The sequence below is a fragment of the Aequorivita echinoideorum genome (genome assembly GCF_018476645.1).
GTDB lineage: Bacteria > Bacteroidota > Bacteroidia > Flavobacteriales > Flavobacteriaceae > Aequorivita > Aequorivita echinoideorum.
In genome coordinates this window covers 72,286-91,159 of the sequence record NZ_JAHCTB010000002.1, presented here as the reverse complement: position 1 = coordinate 91,159, position 18,874 = coordinate 72,286, and the positions used below count along the sequence as shown (strand labels likewise).

General features: G+C 40.6%; 14 protein-coding genes. 6 read left to right on the top strand and 8 right to left on the bottom strand.

What is annotated here, in order from left to right:
* Positions 1–93: 93 nt before the first annotated feature.
* On the bottom strand, positions 94–1,623 hold the full coding sequence (locus KIV10_RS04055) for a helicase HerA-like domain-containing protein (protein WP_214112224.1): 1,530 nt from the start codon (positions 1,621–1,623) through the stop codon (positions 94–96).
* 139 nt (positions 1,624–1,762) lie between these two features.
* Positions 1,763–2,491, bottom strand: a complete 729-nt coding sequence (locus KIV10_RS04050) for a hypothetical protein (protein ID WP_214112223.1) — start codon at positions 2,489–2,491, stop codon at positions 1,763–1,765.
* Positions 2,492–2,746: 255 nt separating this feature from the next.
* On the opposite strand from KIV10_RS04050, the gene KIV10_RS04045 reads away from it, so the two are divergent.
* The gene (locus tag KIV10_RS04045) at positions 2,747–3,376 is read left to right on the top strand and encodes a 7-carboxy-7-deazaguanine synthase QueE (protein WP_214112222.1); all 630 of its coding nucleotides are present in this window, start codon (positions 2,747–2,749) and stop codon (positions 3,374–3,376) included.
* An 81-nt stretch (positions 3,377–3,457) separates the two neighbouring features.
* Here KIV10_RS04045 and KIV10_RS04040 read toward each other — a convergent pair whose 3' ends face one another.
* On the bottom strand, positions 3,458–4,003 hold the full coding sequence (locus tag KIV10_RS04040) for a DUF2911 domain-containing protein (protein ID WP_214112221.1): 546 nt from the start codon (positions 4,001–4,003) through the stop codon (positions 3,458–3,460).
* Positions 4,004–4,284: 281 nt separating this feature from the next.
* On the opposite strand from KIV10_RS04040, the gene gyrB reads away from it, so the two are divergent.
* The 3 genes from gyrB to mdh all read left to right on the top strand — a co-directional run bounded on the left by gyrB (position 4,285) and on the right by mdh (position 8,347).
* On the top strand, positions 4,285–6,225 hold the full coding sequence (gyrB, locus tag KIV10_RS04035) for a DNA topoisomerase (ATP-hydrolyzing) subunit B (RefSeq protein WP_214112220.1): 1,941 nt from the start codon (positions 4,285–4,287) through the stop codon (positions 6,223–6,225).
* Between the two features lie 81 nt (positions 6,226–6,306).
* Complete coding sequence (locus tag KIV10_RS04030; RefSeq protein WP_214112219.1) at positions 6,307–7,323, top strand: DUF6588 family protein; 1,017 nt, start codon at positions 6,307–6,309, stop codon at positions 7,321–7,323.
* Positions 7,324–7,420: 97 nt separating this feature from the next.
* Positions 7,421–8,347: a malate dehydrogenase gene (gene mdh, locus KIV10_RS04025; RefSeq protein ID WP_214112218.1), complete on the top strand. Its 927-nt coding sequence runs from the start codon at positions 7,421–7,423 to the stop codon at positions 8,345–8,347.
* A gap of 125 nt (positions 8,348–8,472) precedes the next feature.
* Here mdh and KIV10_RS04020 read toward each other — a convergent pair whose 3' ends face one another.
* On the bottom strand, positions 8,473–11,025 hold the full coding sequence (locus tag KIV10_RS04020) for an adenosylcobalamin-dependent ribonucleoside-diphosphate reductase (protein ID WP_214112217.1): 2,553 nt from the start codon (positions 11,023–11,025) through the stop codon (positions 8,473–8,475).
* Positions 11,026–11,358: 333 nt separating this feature from the next.
* Here KIV10_RS04020 and KIV10_RS04015 point away from each other — a divergent pair, with 333 nt between their 5' ends.
* Both KIV10_RS04015 and secDF read left to right on the top strand, forming a co-directional pair.
* Positions 11,359–11,973, top strand: coding sequence for a hypothetical protein (locus tag KIV10_RS04015; protein WP_214112216.1), 615 nt, complete (start codon positions 11,359–11,361; stop codon positions 11,971–11,973).
* A 169-nt stretch (positions 11,974–12,142) separates the two neighbouring features.
* On the top strand, positions 12,143–15,187 hold the full coding sequence (secDF, locus tag KIV10_RS04010; RefSeq protein ID WP_214112215.1) for a protein translocase subunit SecDF: 3,045 nt from the start codon (positions 12,143–12,145) through the stop codon (positions 15,185–15,187).
* 312 nt (positions 15,188–15,499) lie between these two features.
* Here the strand turns inward: secDF and KIV10_RS04005 are convergent, their stop codons facing one another.
* The 4 genes from KIV10_RS04005 to cysS form a co-directional block, all read right to left on the bottom strand.
* Positions 15,500–15,991, bottom strand: a complete 492-nt coding sequence (locus tag KIV10_RS04005) for a DUF192 domain-containing protein (protein ID WP_214112214.1) — start codon at positions 15,989–15,991, stop codon at positions 15,500–15,502.
* A gap of 107 nt (positions 15,992–16,098) precedes the next feature.
* Positions 16,099–17,031 (bottom strand): prolipoprotein diacylglyceryl transferase, encoded by a 933-nt coding sequence (gene lgt / locus KIV10_RS04000; protein ID WP_214112213.1) that lies wholly within the window; start codon positions 17,029–17,031, stop codon positions 16,099–16,101.
* 69 nt (positions 17,032–17,100) lie between these two features.
* Positions 17,101–17,352 carry a membrane protein insertion efficiency factor YidD gene (gene yidD / locus KIV10_RS03995; RefSeq protein WP_214112212.1) on the bottom strand — a complete coding sequence of 84 codons (252 nt, stop codon included), beginning with the start codon at positions 17,350–17,352 and terminating at the stop codon, positions 17,101–17,103.
* A gap of 12 nt (positions 17,353–17,364) precedes the next feature.
* Positions 17,365–18,867 (bottom strand): cysteine--tRNA ligase, encoded by a 1,503-nt coding sequence (cysS, locus tag KIV10_RS03990; RefSeq protein ID WP_214112739.1) that lies wholly within the window; start codon positions 18,865–18,867, stop codon positions 17,365–17,367.
* Between the last annotated feature and the right edge of the window lie 7 nt (positions 18,868–18,874).

Here is an 18,874-nt window from a genome sequence, read left to right as displayed (position 1 = left end):
TTAAGTGATTATAAGTTTAAAAGTTTATAATTTTCATTTTTTTGCTAATTGCTAATTGCTAATTGCTAATTGCTAATTGCTAATTGCTAATTACTAACGCATCATTTTCCCCAAAATTCCCAGTACACTTCGTATCACCGTGGGGCTAGAAAGCGTTTTAATCCAAGGATTGGCCGTGCTCCTTCTGCTTATGGAACGACTTGAAGTTGTGGTCTTTCTGGCGGCTTCCTTTTCTTCGCGTGCTTTTTCCTTCACCTCTTCTTTATTGGCCGTCTCAATTTTTTCGGTCAATATTTCATAGGCGCTCTCGCGGTCAATTACTTCATTGTATTTTGGGATAAGTTTCGAATTTTTCAGAAGCGATTTCAATTCGTTTTCGCTCAGAATATCCATTCGGCTCATCGGCGCACGGAGCATAGTCCTTGCCAGTGGGGTAGGGATTCCTTTTTCATTGAGCGCGCTTACCAAAGCTTCGCCTATTCCCAATGAGGTCAAGACTTCATCGGTTTTATAATATTCAGAAATAGGATAATTTTCCGCAGTAAGTTTAATCGCCTTTCTATCTTTTGCCGTGAATGCTCGCAGTGCGTGCTGAATTTTCAATCCCAACTGGCTCAATACCGCATCCGGAACATCGGTTGGGTCTTGGGTAACAAAATAAAGGCCCACACCTTTGGAGCGTATCAATTTTACAATACTTTCTATTTGATTGAGCAGTGCGCTGCTGGCTTCGTTGAATATTAAATGTGCCTCGTCAATAAACAGAACCAATTCTGGCCTGCCGCTATCGCCCTGCTCAGGAAAAGTGGCATAGATTTCAGCTAATAGACTGAGCATAAAAGTTGAAAAAAGCTTCGGCTTATCTTGAATATCGGTCAAGCGGATAATGTTTATGTAACCAAAACCATTCTCGTCAATGCGAAGTAAATCTTGCGGATCAAAGGATTTTTCACCGAAAAAAAGATCGGCGCCCTGTTGCTCAAGCTCCACAACTTTCCTTAGAATTGCGCCGGTTGAAGAAGATGAAATTCTACCGTAGGCTTCAGAAAATTCTTCTTTTCCCTCATCCGTGGCGTATTGAAGTATTTTTTTGAAATCTTTTAAGTCCAGCAACGGCATTTTATTGTCGTCACAATATTTGAAAATTACCGCGACAATTCCGGCCTGCACATCACTTAAATCTAAAATTCTGGAGAGCAATACGGGGCCAAATTCACTAACGGTAGCGCGCAAGCGAACGCCCTCTTGGTCTGAAAGCGTAAGAATTTCTGATGGAAATTTTTTTGCTTCATAGGGAAAACCGATGGCTTTATGGCGTTCCTCAATTTTTGCGTTATTCTCACCAGGTGCGGCGATACCGCTTAAATCTCCTTTTATATCCATCAAAAGAACCGGAATTCCTTTTTCTGAAAGATTTTCGGCAATAATTTGAAGTGTTTTTGTTTTTCCCGTACCCGTCGCGCCGGCAATCAGTCCGTGGCGATTCAAAGTTTTTAAGGGGATTTTCACGTAGGCATCCGTCACGGTTTCGCCTTCAAGCATTGCTGCGCCAAGGTTTATGAAATCGCCTTTGGTTGTATATCCGCTATTTATATAATCGAAAAAAGCCTGCTTATTTGCCATCTTTGAAAATTTTATTCAAAAGTAATAAATATAGAGGCGCTATATTTAAAAAAACTATTTACTCTTGCTGAAGAAACTTATAGTTTTTGCTCATCAAAATTATTTCGCAAAGAATACAAAATGCTTTAAAAATCTGAAACTATTGCTTTTTCTCGATGTAAATATTGCTTGAACCTACGCTCCTCAAGGTTACTGCGCCGCTTGAGGCATCTTGTGTGCCTGTAATAGTTATTACATCATTTGCGTTAAGTTGCAGGACTTCAGTGAAATTTATGGAAGAATTGTTATGGCTACCCATGGAGCGAATATAACCGGAGGAACCAAATGCTCCCACTGCTACCCCGTTTACCGCTATCCTTACATCGGGAGCTGCGCGTTGTACAGACGAATTAAGAGAAACGTTAATATTCACAAGGTATCTACCAGCCTGTGTGATAGTGATTTGATTTCCCGATATTACATAAAGCGAAGGGTTATCATTCCACAGAAAATTTCCGAAAACTGGAATGTTTATACCCGCGGCAGGATTTACATTGGTTGTAATATCGGTATTTGAATATTTAACAGATTGCCCAACTGCAGGAGTTGATCCGGACAGAGTATTCCAAACTGGAGCTGCAGGAATATTACTGTTATACTGAAATTGATTTGTATCTGTATTAAAGATAGTTAGACCTTTGGCAGGGAGCGCAATTGCGTTACGTTGTAATGTGGTCATTCTTGGAAAAAGAACGCCCTGTGTAGTTGAAGTTACATCTAAAACGGATGAAGCGTCTGGATTAGTATTTCCAATACCAACCTGCGCAAGTGCCGTTGAGATTGTAAAAGTGACTGAAAGGAAAAGTAAGAATAAAAATTTTGGTTTCATAAATCTGGGGAATAATAGTAAATCATTGGATATATTTTGGAAAAATATAACATATATCGTAACTAATTAAAATAAAACCTCCTTTAACACAGGTATTTAGACAAAGCGATAAAAAATTCCGTCCAAATTAATACTCCCCAAAAAAAGTACCGTCATTTTTTATTTACTTTAAGATTTAACTCTATAAAATTTTACTTGGGACATGAAAAAACTTATTTAATATTTTTTTTCATCTATAATCGTACTTTTGCCGCTATGAAAAATGAAGTGCAAAAATTGGTGGATAAGGGTTTGATGCTACCGTTGATGGAGGAGTTTTATACCATTCAGGGTGAAGGATTCCATAAAGGTACTGCTGCCTATTTTATTCGTGTGGGCGGTTGTGATGTAGGCTGCCATTGGTGTGATGTCAAGGAAAGTTGGAATGCGGCCATCCATCCGCCAACGGCTATTGAAAACATTGTGGAAAATGCTTTAAAATATTCAAAAACAATAGTTATTACAGGCGGAGAACCTCTCACTTGGGATATGGGCCCGCTTACCACCATGCTGAAAAGTAAGGGAATGCAGACCCATATTGAAACGTCTGGAGCCTATGAACTTACTGGCATTTGGGACTGGATTTGTCTTTCGCCAAAAAAAATGAAACTTCCCACTGCAGAAGTTTATAAGGAAGCAAACGAGCTAAAAGTTATTATTTTCAACAAAGATGATTTTCGCTTTGCGGAAGAGCAGGCCGCCCAAGTAAGTGAAAACTGCATACTATACTTACAGCCGGAATGGAGCAAACGCGAGAAAATGAGTCCATTAATCGTGGAATACGTAATGCAAAACCCAAAATGGAAGGTATCATTGCAGACCCACAAATATTTGAATATTCCGTAGTCTGAAATTACGAATCACAAATCCCAAATCCAATGACTATCGGGATTGAATTTTGTGATTTTTTATTGGGGTTTATAAAAGCTACGCCTTTTTAAAAGGGACTTCTACGTAAACCGTGTCCCAGCCAATCAGCAAAGTAGTTCCGTTATTTTCTGGTCTAAAAATCATAGAAAGTGACTCCGTAGGTGCGGCAGCATCACGAGTTGGTACATTTATTCTCGCTACGTCCATATCTTTTTTATAGCTGAAGGCGCCCCAAACATTGGTGTCACTATTGATAATTATCGTCCATTCATCTTCGCCCGGAATTGTGTAAATGGTGTAAGTCCCCGGCTTAAGCGTGGTTTTTCCAAAAACCAAAGGCGTGTAAATGGTAAGCTCAGTAGCCTCGTTTGCGCCAGTTCTCCATACTTCCCCGAAAGGAACCAATTCTCCGAAAATGGTTCTGCCTTTGCGTGACGGGCGACTGTAAATTACACGGGCCAATGGTTTTGAATTCTTATCTGGGCGCGCCATTGCAAGGTCTAGCGGCGAAGCATCCATCTGTGGGAAAGATTGCGCTTGCACATTTTGACTTCCCGTTGCGCAGGAAAGGACTAAAAATAGAAGAAAGGCTATATTTTTCATAAAAAATTTATTTCTAAAATAGGACAAATTTTATTCCCGATGGTTTAATTGCCCACAAAAAATTTACGTCAGATTTTTTTTTTAGGAAAGGAAATCTGACCCGATAGGCCGATTTGGTTTAAATATTTTTGAAATGATTAAACAACAAGTATTCCTAAATGCTTTTTCACAAGAATTTGTTAATAACTTAAAGAGGACAGAGTAAGCAAACCCCTAATTTTATTGGGTATTTCGTTATATTTGTTCGTTACGAAATTATTTGAAAATCATATCAGAAATTTATGAGCGAAGAACAGAAAAAAGGTAATTATGGTGCCGACCAAATTCAGGCATTGGAGGGAATGGAGCACGTACGGATGCGTCCGTCCATGTACATTGGCGATGTAGGTGTTCGCGGGCTTCACCACTTGGTTTATGAGGTTGTGGATAACTCCATTGATGAGGCCATGGCCGGGTATTGTGATACCGTTGAAGTATCCATAAATGAAAACAATTCGATTACTGTAAAGGATAACGGGCGTGGAATTCCAGTAGATCTTCATAAAAAAGAAGGCGTTTCCGCGCTACAGGTTGTAATGACCAAGATTGGTGCGGGTGGAAAATTTGATAAAGATTCCTATAAAGTTTCCGGGGGTCTTCACGGGGTGGGAGTTTCCGTAGTTAATGCCCTTTCCGAACATTTGACCGCCACTGTTCATCGCGATGGGCAAATTTGGCAGCAGGAATACGAGCTTGGAAAAGCCTTATATCCAGTAAAACCAATTGGAGACACGGATTACCGTGGAACCATTGTAACCTTTAAGCCAGATGCGCAGATATTTCAGCAAACGCTGGAATTTAATTATGACACCCTTGCAAGCAGGCTGCGCGAGCTCTCATTTTTGAACAAAGGCATCACTATTTACCTCACCGATAAGCGTGAAACCAATGATGATGGGGAATTTACAACTGAAAAATTCCACAGTGAGGAAGGGTTGAAAGAATTTATCCGTTTCTTGGATGGCAACCGTGAACCAATCATTGCAGACGTTATTTCAATGGAAGGTGAGAAAAACGATATTCCGGTGGAGGTTGCCATGGTTTATAATACTTCTTTCAATGAAAATCTACATTCTTACGTAAATAATATCAACACGCACGAAGGTGGAACACATCTTTCGGGTTTCCGGGCCGGATTGACGCGTACGCTGAAAAAATATGCAGATGCTTCCGGAATGCTTGATAAACTCAAGTTTGAAATTTCCGGAGATGATTTCCGAGAAGGATTGACGGCCATTGTTTCAGTAAAAGTTGCAGAGCCTCAATTTGAGGGTCAAACCAAAACAAAACTTGGAAACCGTGAAGTTACCGCGGCGGTAAGCCAAGCGGTTTCAGAAATGCTTGAAGACTATTTGGAAGAACACCCAAATGATGCAAAAACAATCGTACAAAAAGTTATACTCGCCGCCCAGGCACGCCACGCCGCAAGAAAGGCGCGTGAAATGGTGCAGCGCAAAACCGTGATGAGCGGTGGTGGGCTACCCGGAAAACTTTCGGATTGTTCAGAGCAGGACCCTGAAAAATGTGAAGTATTCCTTGTGGAGGGTGACTCCGCGGGCGGTACGGCAAAACAAGGGCGTGACCGTAATTTTCAGGCTATTCTTCCGCTTCGCGGTAAAATATTGAATGTTGAAAAGGCAATGCACCATAAGGTTTTCGAAAATGAGGAAATCCGAAATATTTATACAGCCCTCGGCGTAACAATTGGTACTGAGGAAGACAGCAAAGCGCTAAATCTTGAAAAACTTCGCTACAAAAAAGTTGTAATTATGTGTGATGCGGATGTTGATGGAAGCCACATCGCAACTTTGATACTTACATTTTTCTTCCGTTATATGAAGGAATTGGTTGAGGCGGGTTGTGTTTACATTGCTACGCCACCTCTTTATTTGGTTAAGAAAGGTGCTAAAAAAGAATACGCTTGGAGCGATAAGGAACGCGATAAATTCAATGAGGAATTTGGGGGCAGCGCATCCATACAGCGTTACAAAGGTTTGGGTGAAATGAACGCGGAACAACTCTGGGACACCACTATGAATCCAGAATTCAGAACGCTTCGCCAAGTAACTATTGACAATGGTACCGAAGCGGACCGAATTTTCTCCATGCTAATGGGAGATGAGGTTCCGCCGAGGCGTGAATTTATTGAGAAAAACGCGGTTTATGCCAATATCGACGCGTAATAACTCAGTTAAATATTTTACAAAAACCCACGTTATACTTCGTGGGTTTTTTAATTTCAATTTCCCCTAATAATAAATCATATGAAAAAAATTCTTTTCCTTCTCGGAATAATGGGCAGTTTTTCCATGAACGCCCAAGAAAATCTGGAAGACCTCTTGGCTTCCGGTATTGCAGATGCACAGCGATTTGCCACTGGTTATATTTCGCCAGCGGCGGAAGCTATGATTTATAATACCTCAAATGGATGGGTGCAATCTGCTGAGGTAAAATCTTTTTTAAAATTTGATATTGCATTGGTTGTCAATGGAACTTTTGTGGATGATTCGCAGAAAACCTTCATCTTAAATACTTCAGAATATAATAATTTGCAATTCAGTGATGGCAGTACTACAAAAGAAGTTGCCACGGCGTTTGGGGAGAACGATCCGGATATTTCCGTTTTTGCCGAGGTTAAAAACGGACCTTTCACCCAGCAAGTCGAATTCAATCTCCCGCAAGGCCTTGCCTCCGCGAATTTGAATATTCTTCCCGCCGCTTTTTTACAAGCCCGACTGGGGATTTTAAAGGCAACTGAATTGAAAGTGCGCTATTTCCCAAAAATTGAACAGCAGGATGTGGAGGTTGGTATTTTTGGGTTGGGAATCCAGCACGAAGTAACGCAATGGCTTCCGGCTGAAAAGGTTTTTCCCATCGCTGTTTCGGGTTTTGTGGGGTATAATAATCTTAGTGGAAATTACGATTTTACTGAAAGTGAAATAATTGATGGTGATAATCAGCAATTTGATGTAAAGCAGAACTCGTGGATTTTTCAACTTCAAGCCTCTACAAAATGGCCTATTTTCAACCTATACGGCGGATTGGGCTATGTAACGGGCACGTCAAATTTTGATGTATTGGGAACATATAGGGTTCGCGCAGGGATTCCACTTTTGGAAACCACTAGCGAATTTAACAATCCCTTTTCCGTGAAAACCAAAGTTTCGGGCGTTCGTGGAAGTCTGGGCGCGAGTCTGCAATTAGGGTTTGTGGGATTGCACGCAGATTACAATTTTGCGGAGTACGACAATGCATCGGTAGGGTTGCATTTTGGAATTTAATGGATTAATCTCTCGACTTTTAAAGAGGATAATAGTATTTTTGTGTCGCTAATTTTGATAAAAAATATTGAATTAATAATTTATAAAAAATAGATAAATGAAAGTAACAGTTGTAGGGGCAGGCGCCGTAGGCGCAAGTTGCGCAGAGTACATTGCCATCAAGAATTTTGCAAGCGAAGTAGTATTGGTAGACATTAAAGAAGGTTTTGCCGAAGGAAAGGCAATGGATTTAATGCAAACTGCTTCTTTGAACGGTTTCGATACCAAAATCACGGGCGTAACCAATGACTATTCCAAAACAGCAGGTAGCGATATCTGCGTAATTACTAGCGGAATTCCACGTAAACCGGGAATGACCCGTGAGGAATTGATTGGCATCAATGCAGGAATCGTAAAAGAAGTTTCTTCAAACCTTGTAAAAAATTCTCCCGAAACTATTATTATCGTGGTAAGCAATCCGATGGATACTATGACGTATTTGGTTCATAAAACATCTGGGCTGGATAAGAATAAAATCATCGGGATGGGCGGAGCTCTGGATAGCGCGCGTTTTAAATACCGTTTGGCGGAAGCATTGGAAGCACCTATCAGCGATGTAGACGGTATGGTAATCGGTGGCCATAGCGACACTGGAATGGTACCGTTAACGCGTTTAGCAACCCGAAACAGTGTACCAGTAACGAAATTCATTTCCGAAGATAGATTGAACCAAGTAATGGAAGACACCAAAGTTGGCGGTGCAACACTAACCAAACTTTTGGGAACTTCAGCCTGGTACGCTCCGGGTGCGGCGGTTTCTGCATTGGTGCAAGCCATTGCGTGCGACCAAAAGAAAATGTTCCCATGCTCCGTTATGCTAAATGGCGAATACGGAATGAAGGATATTTGCATAGGTGCCCCAGCAATTTTGGGCAGAAACGGTATCGAAAAAATCGTGGAACTTGACTTAAATGATGCAGAGAAAAACCATATGAAAGAAAGCGCTGAAGGTGTAAGAAAAACGAATGATTTGCTTGAAGTTTAGATTTAGCAAACTATTTCCAACATTGAAAAAGCCGGTTCCCCGAAATTTCGGGAGCCGGCTTTTTTATAGTTAATTTGTTTTATCCTTTGCTCTTTCAGCGAAGCAGTCGTAAGTCTTACATCTTTTTACCCACACTTGCTAGACCCACAATCCTTGCAAGTTAAACACCCCTCTTGGTAAATGAGCGAAGTACTGTTGCAGTTTTCGCACTTTTGTTTTTTCGCTTCGGTGCCGTCGGCAACGTAACGTTTCAGCGCGCGCGCAACCCCGTTTTTCCAAGTATTGATGCTTTCGCTGTCCAATTGCAGACTGTTAATTAAATCCACAACTTTTTCAATGGGCATTCCGTGGCGGAGGGTGCTGGAAATCAATTTTGCATAATTCCAATATTCTGGGTTGAATTTATGCGAAAGTCCTTCAATTGTGGTTTTATAGCCTCTTTTATTTTTGTACTGAAAATCATAGCGAGAAGTTCCGTCCTCATTTCGGTTTTTAATGATAAAGCCGTTATTCGCCCAACGCGGAATCATAATTCCATCCTCATCATCGGCAAAGCCGGTAAAAATTTCATAGGGTTTTCCGTCAATCAAACCAATAAAAGCAATCCATTTGTCTTTGCTATTTTGAAACCGAACCACATCGGCTTCCAGAGTTTCTGGGCGTTTTGTGGGAAAAGTAGTTAGCGTTTCGTTGCTTTCCTCTTTCTTTTCGTCATTAGAAATTAATACGCCGGAACGCGAGCCGTCGCGATACACGGTAACGCCTTTGCATCCGGCTTGCCACGCTTCCAAATAGAGCTTGCCAACCAATTCCTCCGAAACGTCGTTTGGTAAATTGATGGTTACTGAAATGGAATGGTCCACCCATTTTTGCACCGCGCCCTGCATACGTACTTTGCTCAGCCAGTCCACATCGTTGGAGGTTGCTTTGTAATAAGGTGATTTCTTCACGATTTTGTTCAATTCTTCCTGACTGTAATTTTTATCAGTCGCAATGCCGTTCACCTCCATCCATTGTTTGAAACGGTGGTGGAAAACCACATATTCCTCCCAACTGTCGCCCACTTCGTCCACAAAATCAACGCGAACATTTTTATCGTTCGGGTTCACTTTTCTTCGTCTTTTATAAACGGGAAGAAAAACTGGCTCGATGCCGGATGTGGTCTGCGTCATCAAACTGGTGGTTCCGGTTGGTGCAATGGTTAGCAGTGCAATATTTCTACGGCCGTATTCCAGCATATCGTAATACAGTTTTTCATCAGCTTCCTTTAGGCGAAGAATAAACGGATTTTCTTTTTCTCTTTCGGAATCAAAAATTTTGAACGCACCTCTTTCTTTTGCGGCATAAACCGAGGCGCGATAGGTTTCAAGTGCCAGATTTTTATGGATTTTAACTGAAAAATCATTCCCTTCCTTGCTGCCGTATTTTATGCCCAAAGCGGCGAGCATATCGCCTTCAGCGGTGATTCCAATTCCAGTTCTTCGGCCTTCTTCCGCTTTTCTTTGAATGTTTTTCCAAAGATTTCTCTCTACCGCTTTTACTTCGTCGTTTTGTGGATCGGCATCAATTTTTGCAAGGATGGCATCCACTTTTTCAAGTTCCAAGTCGATGATATCATCCATTATTTTTTGGGCGATAACGATGTGTTTTTTGAAAAGGTCAAAATTGAATTCGGCTTTATCGGTAAACGGATTTTCAACATACGAAAATAAATTGATAGCAAGCAAGCGGCAGGAATCGTAAGGACAAAGCGGGATTTCGCCGCACGGATTTGTGGAAACCGTTTTGTAGCCCAAGTCGGCATAACAATCCGGCACGCTCTCATTTATTATGGTGTCCCAAAAAAGAATGCCCGGCTCTGCAGATTTCCACGCGTTGTGTACAATTTTTTTCCAAAGTTTTCCAGCTTCAATTTCCTTTGAAAACTTAGGGTTTTCGCTAAATATCGGATATTTCTGAATATAATTTTTTCCATCTTTCACGGCCTGCATAAAAGCATTGTCCATTCGCACTGAAACATTTGCGCCCGTTACTTTTCCCTGCTCCATTTTCGCATCAATAAAATTCTCGGAATCGGGGTGGTTTATAGAAACGGAAAGCATCAATGCCCCGCGACGCCCGTCTTGAGCAACTTCACGTGTAGAATTTGAATACCGCTCCATAAAGGGAACAATCCCAGTAGAGGTCAACGCTGAATTTTTTACAGGTGAACCTTTTGGGCGGATGTGCGAAAGATCGTGCCCAACGCCACCGCGACGCTTCATCAATTGCACCTGCTCTTGGTCAATTTTCATAATGCCACCGTACGAATCTGAATCACCATCATTGCCAATTACAAAGCAATTTGAAAGCGAACCGACTTGAAACGGATTTCCAATTCCCGCCATTGGGCTGCCCTGCGGCACAATATATTTGAAGTTTTTAATAGCATCAAAAACCTCTTCCTCGGTCATTGGGTTGGCGTATTTTTGCTCAATTCGTGCAATTTCATTGGCGATACGGCGGTGCATATCGTCCGGAGTTTTTTCATAAATATTTCCGTCAGAATCTTTAAGCGCATATTTGTTTACCCAAACGCGGGCGGCAAGATCGTCGCCTTTGAAATATTTCAATGAGGCTTCAAAAGCTTCGTTTTGTGTATAAATGGTTTTGTTTTTTGGTGGGTTTTCTATCTGCATATTTCAGGCTTTTATTATGATTAAATATTTTCAAAAGGAGAATGTAAATGTAATTATTTTGAAATGTCGCTTCTGTTATAGGTTTCAGAAGTTATCAAAAGAAGATTGTTAATTAATTGTTTTTCAGAAATATAAATATTTTTAAATCAATAAAAGTTTGCAATTTTTGAAAATTCGTTTAAAGAATATTTCGTCACGTATTGATAGTAAGCAGTTTGGCATTTCGGAAATTTTTCTTCGAAAGAAATTAAATACTGATTTATTTTTTTAACAAATTATTAGATATTTTCTGAAGACTGGACAACTCGCGCTTAATTTTTTTATATTTGGCGCGTGAACAAAAAGTGGTACTTTTTTGGATTGTTACTTGCGTTGGCCTTCTTCGGAATTAGCCTTGAGCAAACAGCTGCGCCCAATCAAGAAATTGTTGTTCAGTTTACTGCGGAATCTATTACTTCTGAAGATGCGGAAGAGACCATTGCTGAAATTACGCAACAATTAAAATCCATTGGCATTGCTGAAGTGCAAGTGTCCAGAATGCTTGATGGTAAATTTAAGGTTACCTATTTTAGTGTCATTGATATTGCCGAGGTTAAGGGTCTATTCACTGCGCAATGCAAGTATCCTACCCACGAAAATTCGAATGGTAAAGGGGGCAATTCCTCAAAAATTCCTTTTAGCAATACTGCTGAAGTTTATAAACTTGAAGTAGTTAAAATCCAAAAAAACTATGCTTCGAATTTTGGTTTTCACGGTGTGCCGGTGGAGATTAAATCGCTGAAGGACCAATATTTAAATCAGTATGTTTCATTTGGCAACGCCGAATTCACTACTGAATTAAAACCTACCATTGAAAGAAAAATTGGTAAAAATTATCATTATAATTTTTCTTTCAAGACTTCAATTTCACATAAAATTCCGGAGGTCCGTGCGGGGCCAAATGTGTAAAAGTGGATATTCTTTATAGCCACAATTTTATCTTCTGAAATCTTTGATTTTCAAATAGAGGACTTTCAAAATTAAAATTTTAAATAAAACCAGATAATTGTCAGATATAACGGCAAATTATATATTTGCGCGATTTTTCAGAAAAAAATCTGACCAAAAAAATACATTCATGCAAAACAAAGGACTAATTACCCTATTTGCCATCCTGTTTGGGTTGGTAAGTATTTATCAGCTTTCATTTACCTATGTGGCAAACAAGGTGGAGAGCAGTGCAAAGGAATTTGCGAACAGCAAATTTTCAGAAAATGAACCCCGCGAGCGGGACAATGCGGAAAACCGATATTTGGATTCCGTTGCGAATAATTCAGTAATGTTCGGTATTGATTACCAAACCGCGAAGGAAAAGGAGCTAAACAAGGGGCTTGACCTTAAAGGAGGTATCAACGTAATTCTTGAGGTTTCGGTTAAGGACATTCTTAAAGGACTTGCAAATAACTCAAAGGATCCTGCATTTAACCAAGCGTTGGAAAATGCGAGTGAGCTTCAGAAAACAAGCCAAGACACTTATTTGGAATCCTTCTTCAATGCATTTGAAGCACTTCCGGGTGAAAACGAACTTGCTTCACCAGATATTTTTTTCAATAAAAATTTAGAGGAAGACATTGAGGTTGGTATGACCAACGCACAGGTAAGACCAATTATACAACGAAAAATTGATGAATCAATCACTTCAGCTTTTGAGGTATTACGAAAGCGTATTGATAAATTTGGTGTTACACAGCCAAACATCCAGCGTTTGGGACAATCGGCAAGAATTCTTGTAGAGCTTCCCGGAGCAAAGGATGTTGAGCGTGTTAAGAAACTTTTGCAGAGTACTGCACAGCTTGAATTTTGGGATACCTATAAATTTGAGGATTTTGCACAATTTCTTCAAGCGGCCGATGCTAAAGCTGGTGAAATGGCGAGCGCTTCATCTTCAAATGAAACTGAGGAAGCTGTTGCTGTAACCGATACCACAGAGACCGCAACGGATTCTACTGCCACCGAAGATGATGACGTAAGCGCACTTTTGGGCGGGGAAGATATGAATGATACTTTGGTTGATAACAACAACGCCAATCCCATACTATCAAAAATGGTTTATCCTGGAGGTCAGGGAAGTCCGATACTTGCTACCTTCAGATTAAAAGATACAGCTGCCATAAATGGTTATTTACGTACTCCACAAATTCGATCTTTATTGCCGAATGGGCTTCGATATGCAAAATTTGTTTGGGGCTTGCCAGAATCAAATGCGCAATTGAACGAAGAGGTTACGGCACTATACGCTTTAAAAGGAAATCGTGAAAACGTTCCGCAACTTGGTGGTGGCGTGGTAGTAGATGCAAGCCAAGAATATGACCAGTTGAGCCGCGTGGCAGTTTCCATGCAAATGAATGGCCAAGGTGCCAAGAAATGGGAAGAAATGACTGGCAATGCGTATCAAACTAGAGGGAATATTGCTATAGTTCTTGACGATGTAGTTTATTCAGCTCCTGGTGTTACTTCTGGGCCTATCGCCGGTGGGCGAAGCCAGATAACTGGAGATTTTACAGTTTCTGAAGGACAAGATCTTGCGAATGTGTTGCGTGCCGGTAAACTGCCCGCATCTGCTGAAATAATTCAGGCAGAGGTCGTGGGTCCTACGCTAGGGCAGGAGGCCATAAACAGTGGGGTGCTTTCTTTCGGTATTGCTCTTGTTTTGGTTTTGCTATGGATGATTGGATATTATGGAAAAGCGGGAATCTTTGCAGACGTTGCCTTGCTGGTAAATATCCTTTTCATTTTTGGAATTTTGGCAGGGCTTGGAGCAGTACTTACGCTTCCAGGTATTGCTGGTATTGTATTGACTATTGGTATGTCCGTAGATGCGAACGTACTTATTTTTGAAAGGATTCGGGAAGAATTGGCCAAAGGAAAAGCGCAAAAGGATGCCATTAAAGATGGTTTCAACAATGCATTGTCTTCTATTCTTGATGCCAACATTACTACTGGACTTACCGGTCTTATTCTTTTGGTGTTTGGTACCGGACCTATCCAAGGTTTCGCTACTACTTTATTGATAGGTATTGCCACTTCATTGTTTACGGCAATATTTGTAACTAGATTATTTATTGACAGCTATACCAAAAACGGTAAATCGCTTACTTGTTCTACTTCACTTACGAAAAATCTTTTCAGTAATGTGAATATTGAATTCCTTAAAAAGCGCAAGATGGCGTATGTTTTTTCAGGAATTATGATTATTATCAGTTTAGGTTCTTTGTTCACCATTGGTCTTAACCAAGGTGTGGATTTTGTGGGCGGGCGTACTTATACCGTGCGTTTTGACAGAGATGTAAATTCAAATGAAATTCAGAATGAATTGATATCAACCTTCGGAAGTGCCGAAGCCAAAACTTACGGTGGCGATAACCAACTGAAAATTACTACCAAATATAAGGTAGAAGAAACCGGTACCGAGGTAGATACCGAAATAGAAAGAATGCTTTTTGAAACGGTTAAAAAATACTATCCGGCAGATATGACCTACGAAAGATTTGTAGGAGATGATGAAGGTAAGACCATTGGTAGAATGGAGTATTATAAAGTGAGCCCAACAATTGCAGACGACATTAAGCAGGCCTCTTTTTGGGCTGTACTTGGTTCGTTAATCGTGGTTTTCCTTTACATTCTATTGCGTTTCAGAAGATGGCAATTCAGTCTTGGAGCCGTTGCTGCGGTATTCCACGACGTGCTGATTGTACTGGGCGTATTCTCTTTGACTTATAGATTTATGCCATTCAGTATGGAGATTGACCAAGCGTTTATTGCGGCAATCCTTACCGTAATTGGTTACTCGCTCAACGATACCGTGATTGTGTTTGACCGTATTCGTGAATATTTTGGCGAGCACCCTACGTGGAAAATGAACCGTATGATTAACGCGGCATTAAGCAGCACGCTTAGCCGTACCTTAAATACGTCCCTGACAACGCTTGTGGTGTTGTTGTGCATGTTCTTTTTGGGTGCGGAATCCATTAGAGGATTGCTGTTTGCAATTATTGTAGGTATTTTGGTGGGTACATACTCATCATTGTTCATTGCAACGCCAATTATGTACGATACCGTAAAGCGCAAGACCGCAGAGGACTTTGTAAAAAGAAAAGAAGAAGATCCAGCACTGGAGGCGTAAAGCCTTTTTCTGAAACATAATAAATTTCATTAAAAAACCTTTCTGATTGAGTTCAGAAAGGTTTTTTGTTTTCGGCCTTTGCTGCATCTTTTCAATAGACAGTTTTAATAAAGGAATGTAATATTTTGAAGTTTCAATTGACTGGGTGTTGTTTCAAATAAACCGGGTCGGGGTTTGAAACGGTCGGGTTGGGGTTTGAAATGATCGGGTCGGGGTTTAAAATTGGCGTGTGATGTTTCAAATGAATTGGGTTCATCCTTGAAACCATCGAAGAGTGTCCTAAAAGGAATTTTTTTATTTCAGAAGAAAAATTTATAGCGAAGTAAATTCAAACCTATCACCATTTTGAAGGTTCCATCTATCAGATAGCCCCGCGTTTACTTCCAAAACATATTGTGAAACCGTCTCTGAGGGCAATGAAGTTTCGTCATTGGGTTTTGCATTTTTCTGGATGCTGTTTATCTTTTTTTCAGCGTTAAAATAGATAATGTCCAAGGGTATTTCAGTATTCTTCATATAAAAAGAACGGCGCTGTTCATCGTTAAATACGAAGAGCATTGCCTGGTTTTCGGGCATGCTGTGGCGGTACATCAACCCCGTTTGGGTCTGGTATTCATCATCTGCAATCTCGATATCCAATTTCGCAATTATGGAATCTGTTTCCGCTTTGAAGAGGGTAAGCTCGCCTTCCTTTGTAAATGTAATTTCCTTGGTGAGACTTTTTGTTTCTTCGGTTTTTTCCTTGCAATTGTAGAAGGAAAAAATGGACATTGAGATTAAAACGGAAACGAATATTTTCTTCATTATTGAATTTTTTTGCCACGAATACACCCTCGGTGCTTTTAAATTTTTTTACCACTAATACGCGAATAATTCTTTTAAAATATTCGTGTATTTGTAATTGATTTTTTTTACGCTGCCAACGGTTTTTTGGAGGCGCGCCACATAATGTAAACACCTGCAATTACAAAGGGAATGCTCAGCCATTGCCCTGTGGAAAGTAGCCCAAGTGCCGACTCAAATCCGCCTTGGCTCTCTTTCACAAATTCCACGAGAAAGCGAACCATAAAAAGAGTAATCAAAAATACCCCGAAAATATAGCCCAACTGTTTTCTCCGTTCTGTTTTCCAGTACAGATACCAACAGATAAGAAATACAAAAACATACCCAAAAGCTTCATATAATTGGGCCGGATGACGAAAAGGGACGGTGTTTAATAGATCGGCGAATTGTGGATTATTCACTATGGCCTCATACGCCTTTGCGGGAGACTGAATCCCTGTTGCGTTTACCGCCTCCCGCGGACGGATGCCTTCGTGCACAAAACGTACGCCCAGTGGAAAATCACCGGAAGGCTTGCCGATAATTTCAGAATTCATAAAATTTCCTATTCTCACAAAAATTCCGCCTGCGGCCACTGCTATAATTATTCGGTCCAATACCCAGAGCACCGGTTTTTTAATCACTTTTTTACTGTAATAAATCATAGCGGCAACTATGGCGATGGCCGCACCGTGGCTAGCGAGCCCTTGAAAACCTGTAAATTCAAATTCTGGCACCGTTTGGATGGGCAGAAATACGGACAGCGGATCTTCCACAAAAAGTTCTGGCTGGTAAAAAATTACGTGACCCAAGCGTGCGCCCACAAGCACCGCAACGACCATATATATAAAAAGTTTGTCAAGCATTTCCTGTGGCTGGCCCTCGCGCTCAAAAATACGCTTGGTCAAAAACCATCCCGCGGTAAAGGCAACCACAAACATTAAACTGTAATAACGAATCATGAAAAATCCCAGATCGATGCCCTCTGATGGATTCCAGGTAATAGTCAAAAAAGTGTGCATAATTGGTTTTTGGGTATGGTTGGTAAAGATATTATTTTATATGCGAAATCGGGATTTGAAAACCATAATTCAAGGTTTGTTCTTTTGGGGTGGTACGGGGTCGTGGCCAGAGCCTCCCCAGGGATGGCAGCGCGAAATGCGTTTTGCGGCGAGCCAACTGCCGCGTAAAAGTCCGTGTGTTTGTAGCGCCCCAACCGCATAATGAGAGCAGGTAGGAGTAAAGCGGCACGTAGCCGGAGTCAACGGCGAAATCATGTTTTGGTAAAAGCGGATTAACAATACAAATGGAAAAATGAGTATTTTCTTTAAGCTGAAATCCACTGCATTTTGATTTTAATTCAATGAAAATGTAGTGCCATCCTTGCCGTCATTCAATTGAATTCCCTTGCTGGCAAGTTCGTCCCGGATTTTATCACTTGTACTGAAATCTTTATTGGCACGGGCTTGGTTTCGAAGTTGGATGAGCAGTTCAACAGCCGAGATCAATTTCTGGGAATCCTGTGAACTCTCCGAAGCAATATCTTGAAGCCCGAGTACATCAAATAAAAAGTCGTGCAATGTTTTTTGAAGTAAATGCAAATCTGTTTCGGTGATGGTATCTTTTCCCTCTTTGAGTGAATTCACAAATTTTACAACTTCAAAAAGATGCGCAATTAGTATTGGGCTATTGAAGTCATCATTCATTGCATTATAGCAGGCTTTTCGCCAGAATGCTACGTCAATACTGCTTTTTCCTGTTGATTCTGAAAATTGGGAAATTTTCATTTCCGAAAGCATTCTGTAAGAATCCATCAACTTATTGAAGCCTTTTTCCGAAGCTTCCAAAGCATCATTACTGAAATCCAAAATGCTTCGATAATGCGCTTGGTACATAAAAAATTTCGTAACGGTAGGCGAGAAGGGTTTGCTTAAAATATTATTTTCACCACTGAACATCTCATTCGGCAGAATAAAATTACCGGTGGATTTTGACATTTTTTTCCCATTTAGGGTAAGCATATTCGCATGCATCCAGTAATTGACTGGGCTCTCGTGATTACAGGCCTCTGCCTGGGCAATCTCACATTCGTGGTGGGGAAATTTTAGATCCATTCCACCCCCGTGAATATCGAATTTGTTGCCCAGATATTTGGTGCTCATTGCCGTACATTCCAAATGCCAGCCAGGAAATCCATCACTCCAGGGTGAGGGCCAGCGCATAATATGCTGTGGCTCGGCTTTTTTCCAAAGGGCAAAATCCTGTGGGTTTTTCTTTTCGCTTTGTGCGGCCAGCTCACGTGTATTGGCAATCATATCTTCAAGATTTCTGCCGCTGAGTTTACCGTATTTGTTTATTTCATTGAATTTCAATACATCAAAATAAACAGATCCGTTTTTTTCATAAGCAAAACCTTCAGCAATAATTTTTTCAACAATTTTGATTTGCTCCGCTATATGTCCCGTTGCGGTGGGCTCAATACTGGGAGGCAGCGCATTGAATTTTGCCATAGTGGTATGAAAATCTACCGTATATTTCTGGACCACTTCCATAGGTTCCAGCTGTTCAATTCTTGCTTTTTTAAGAATGGGATCATCTCCGCTCTCGCCATCATTTTCCAAATGACCGGCATCGGTAATGTTCCGTACATAGCGGACTTTATACCCTAAATGCTTTAAATATCTAAAAACTAAATCAAAGGACAAAAAGGTTCTGCAATTGCCCAAATGTACATTGCTATACACTGTAGGCCCACAAACATACATTCCCACAACATCAGCGTGTATGGGTGAAAATTTCTCCTTGCTTTTTGAAATGGAATTATAGATATATAGATTTTGCGAATTCAAGATTTTCAGCTTTTAT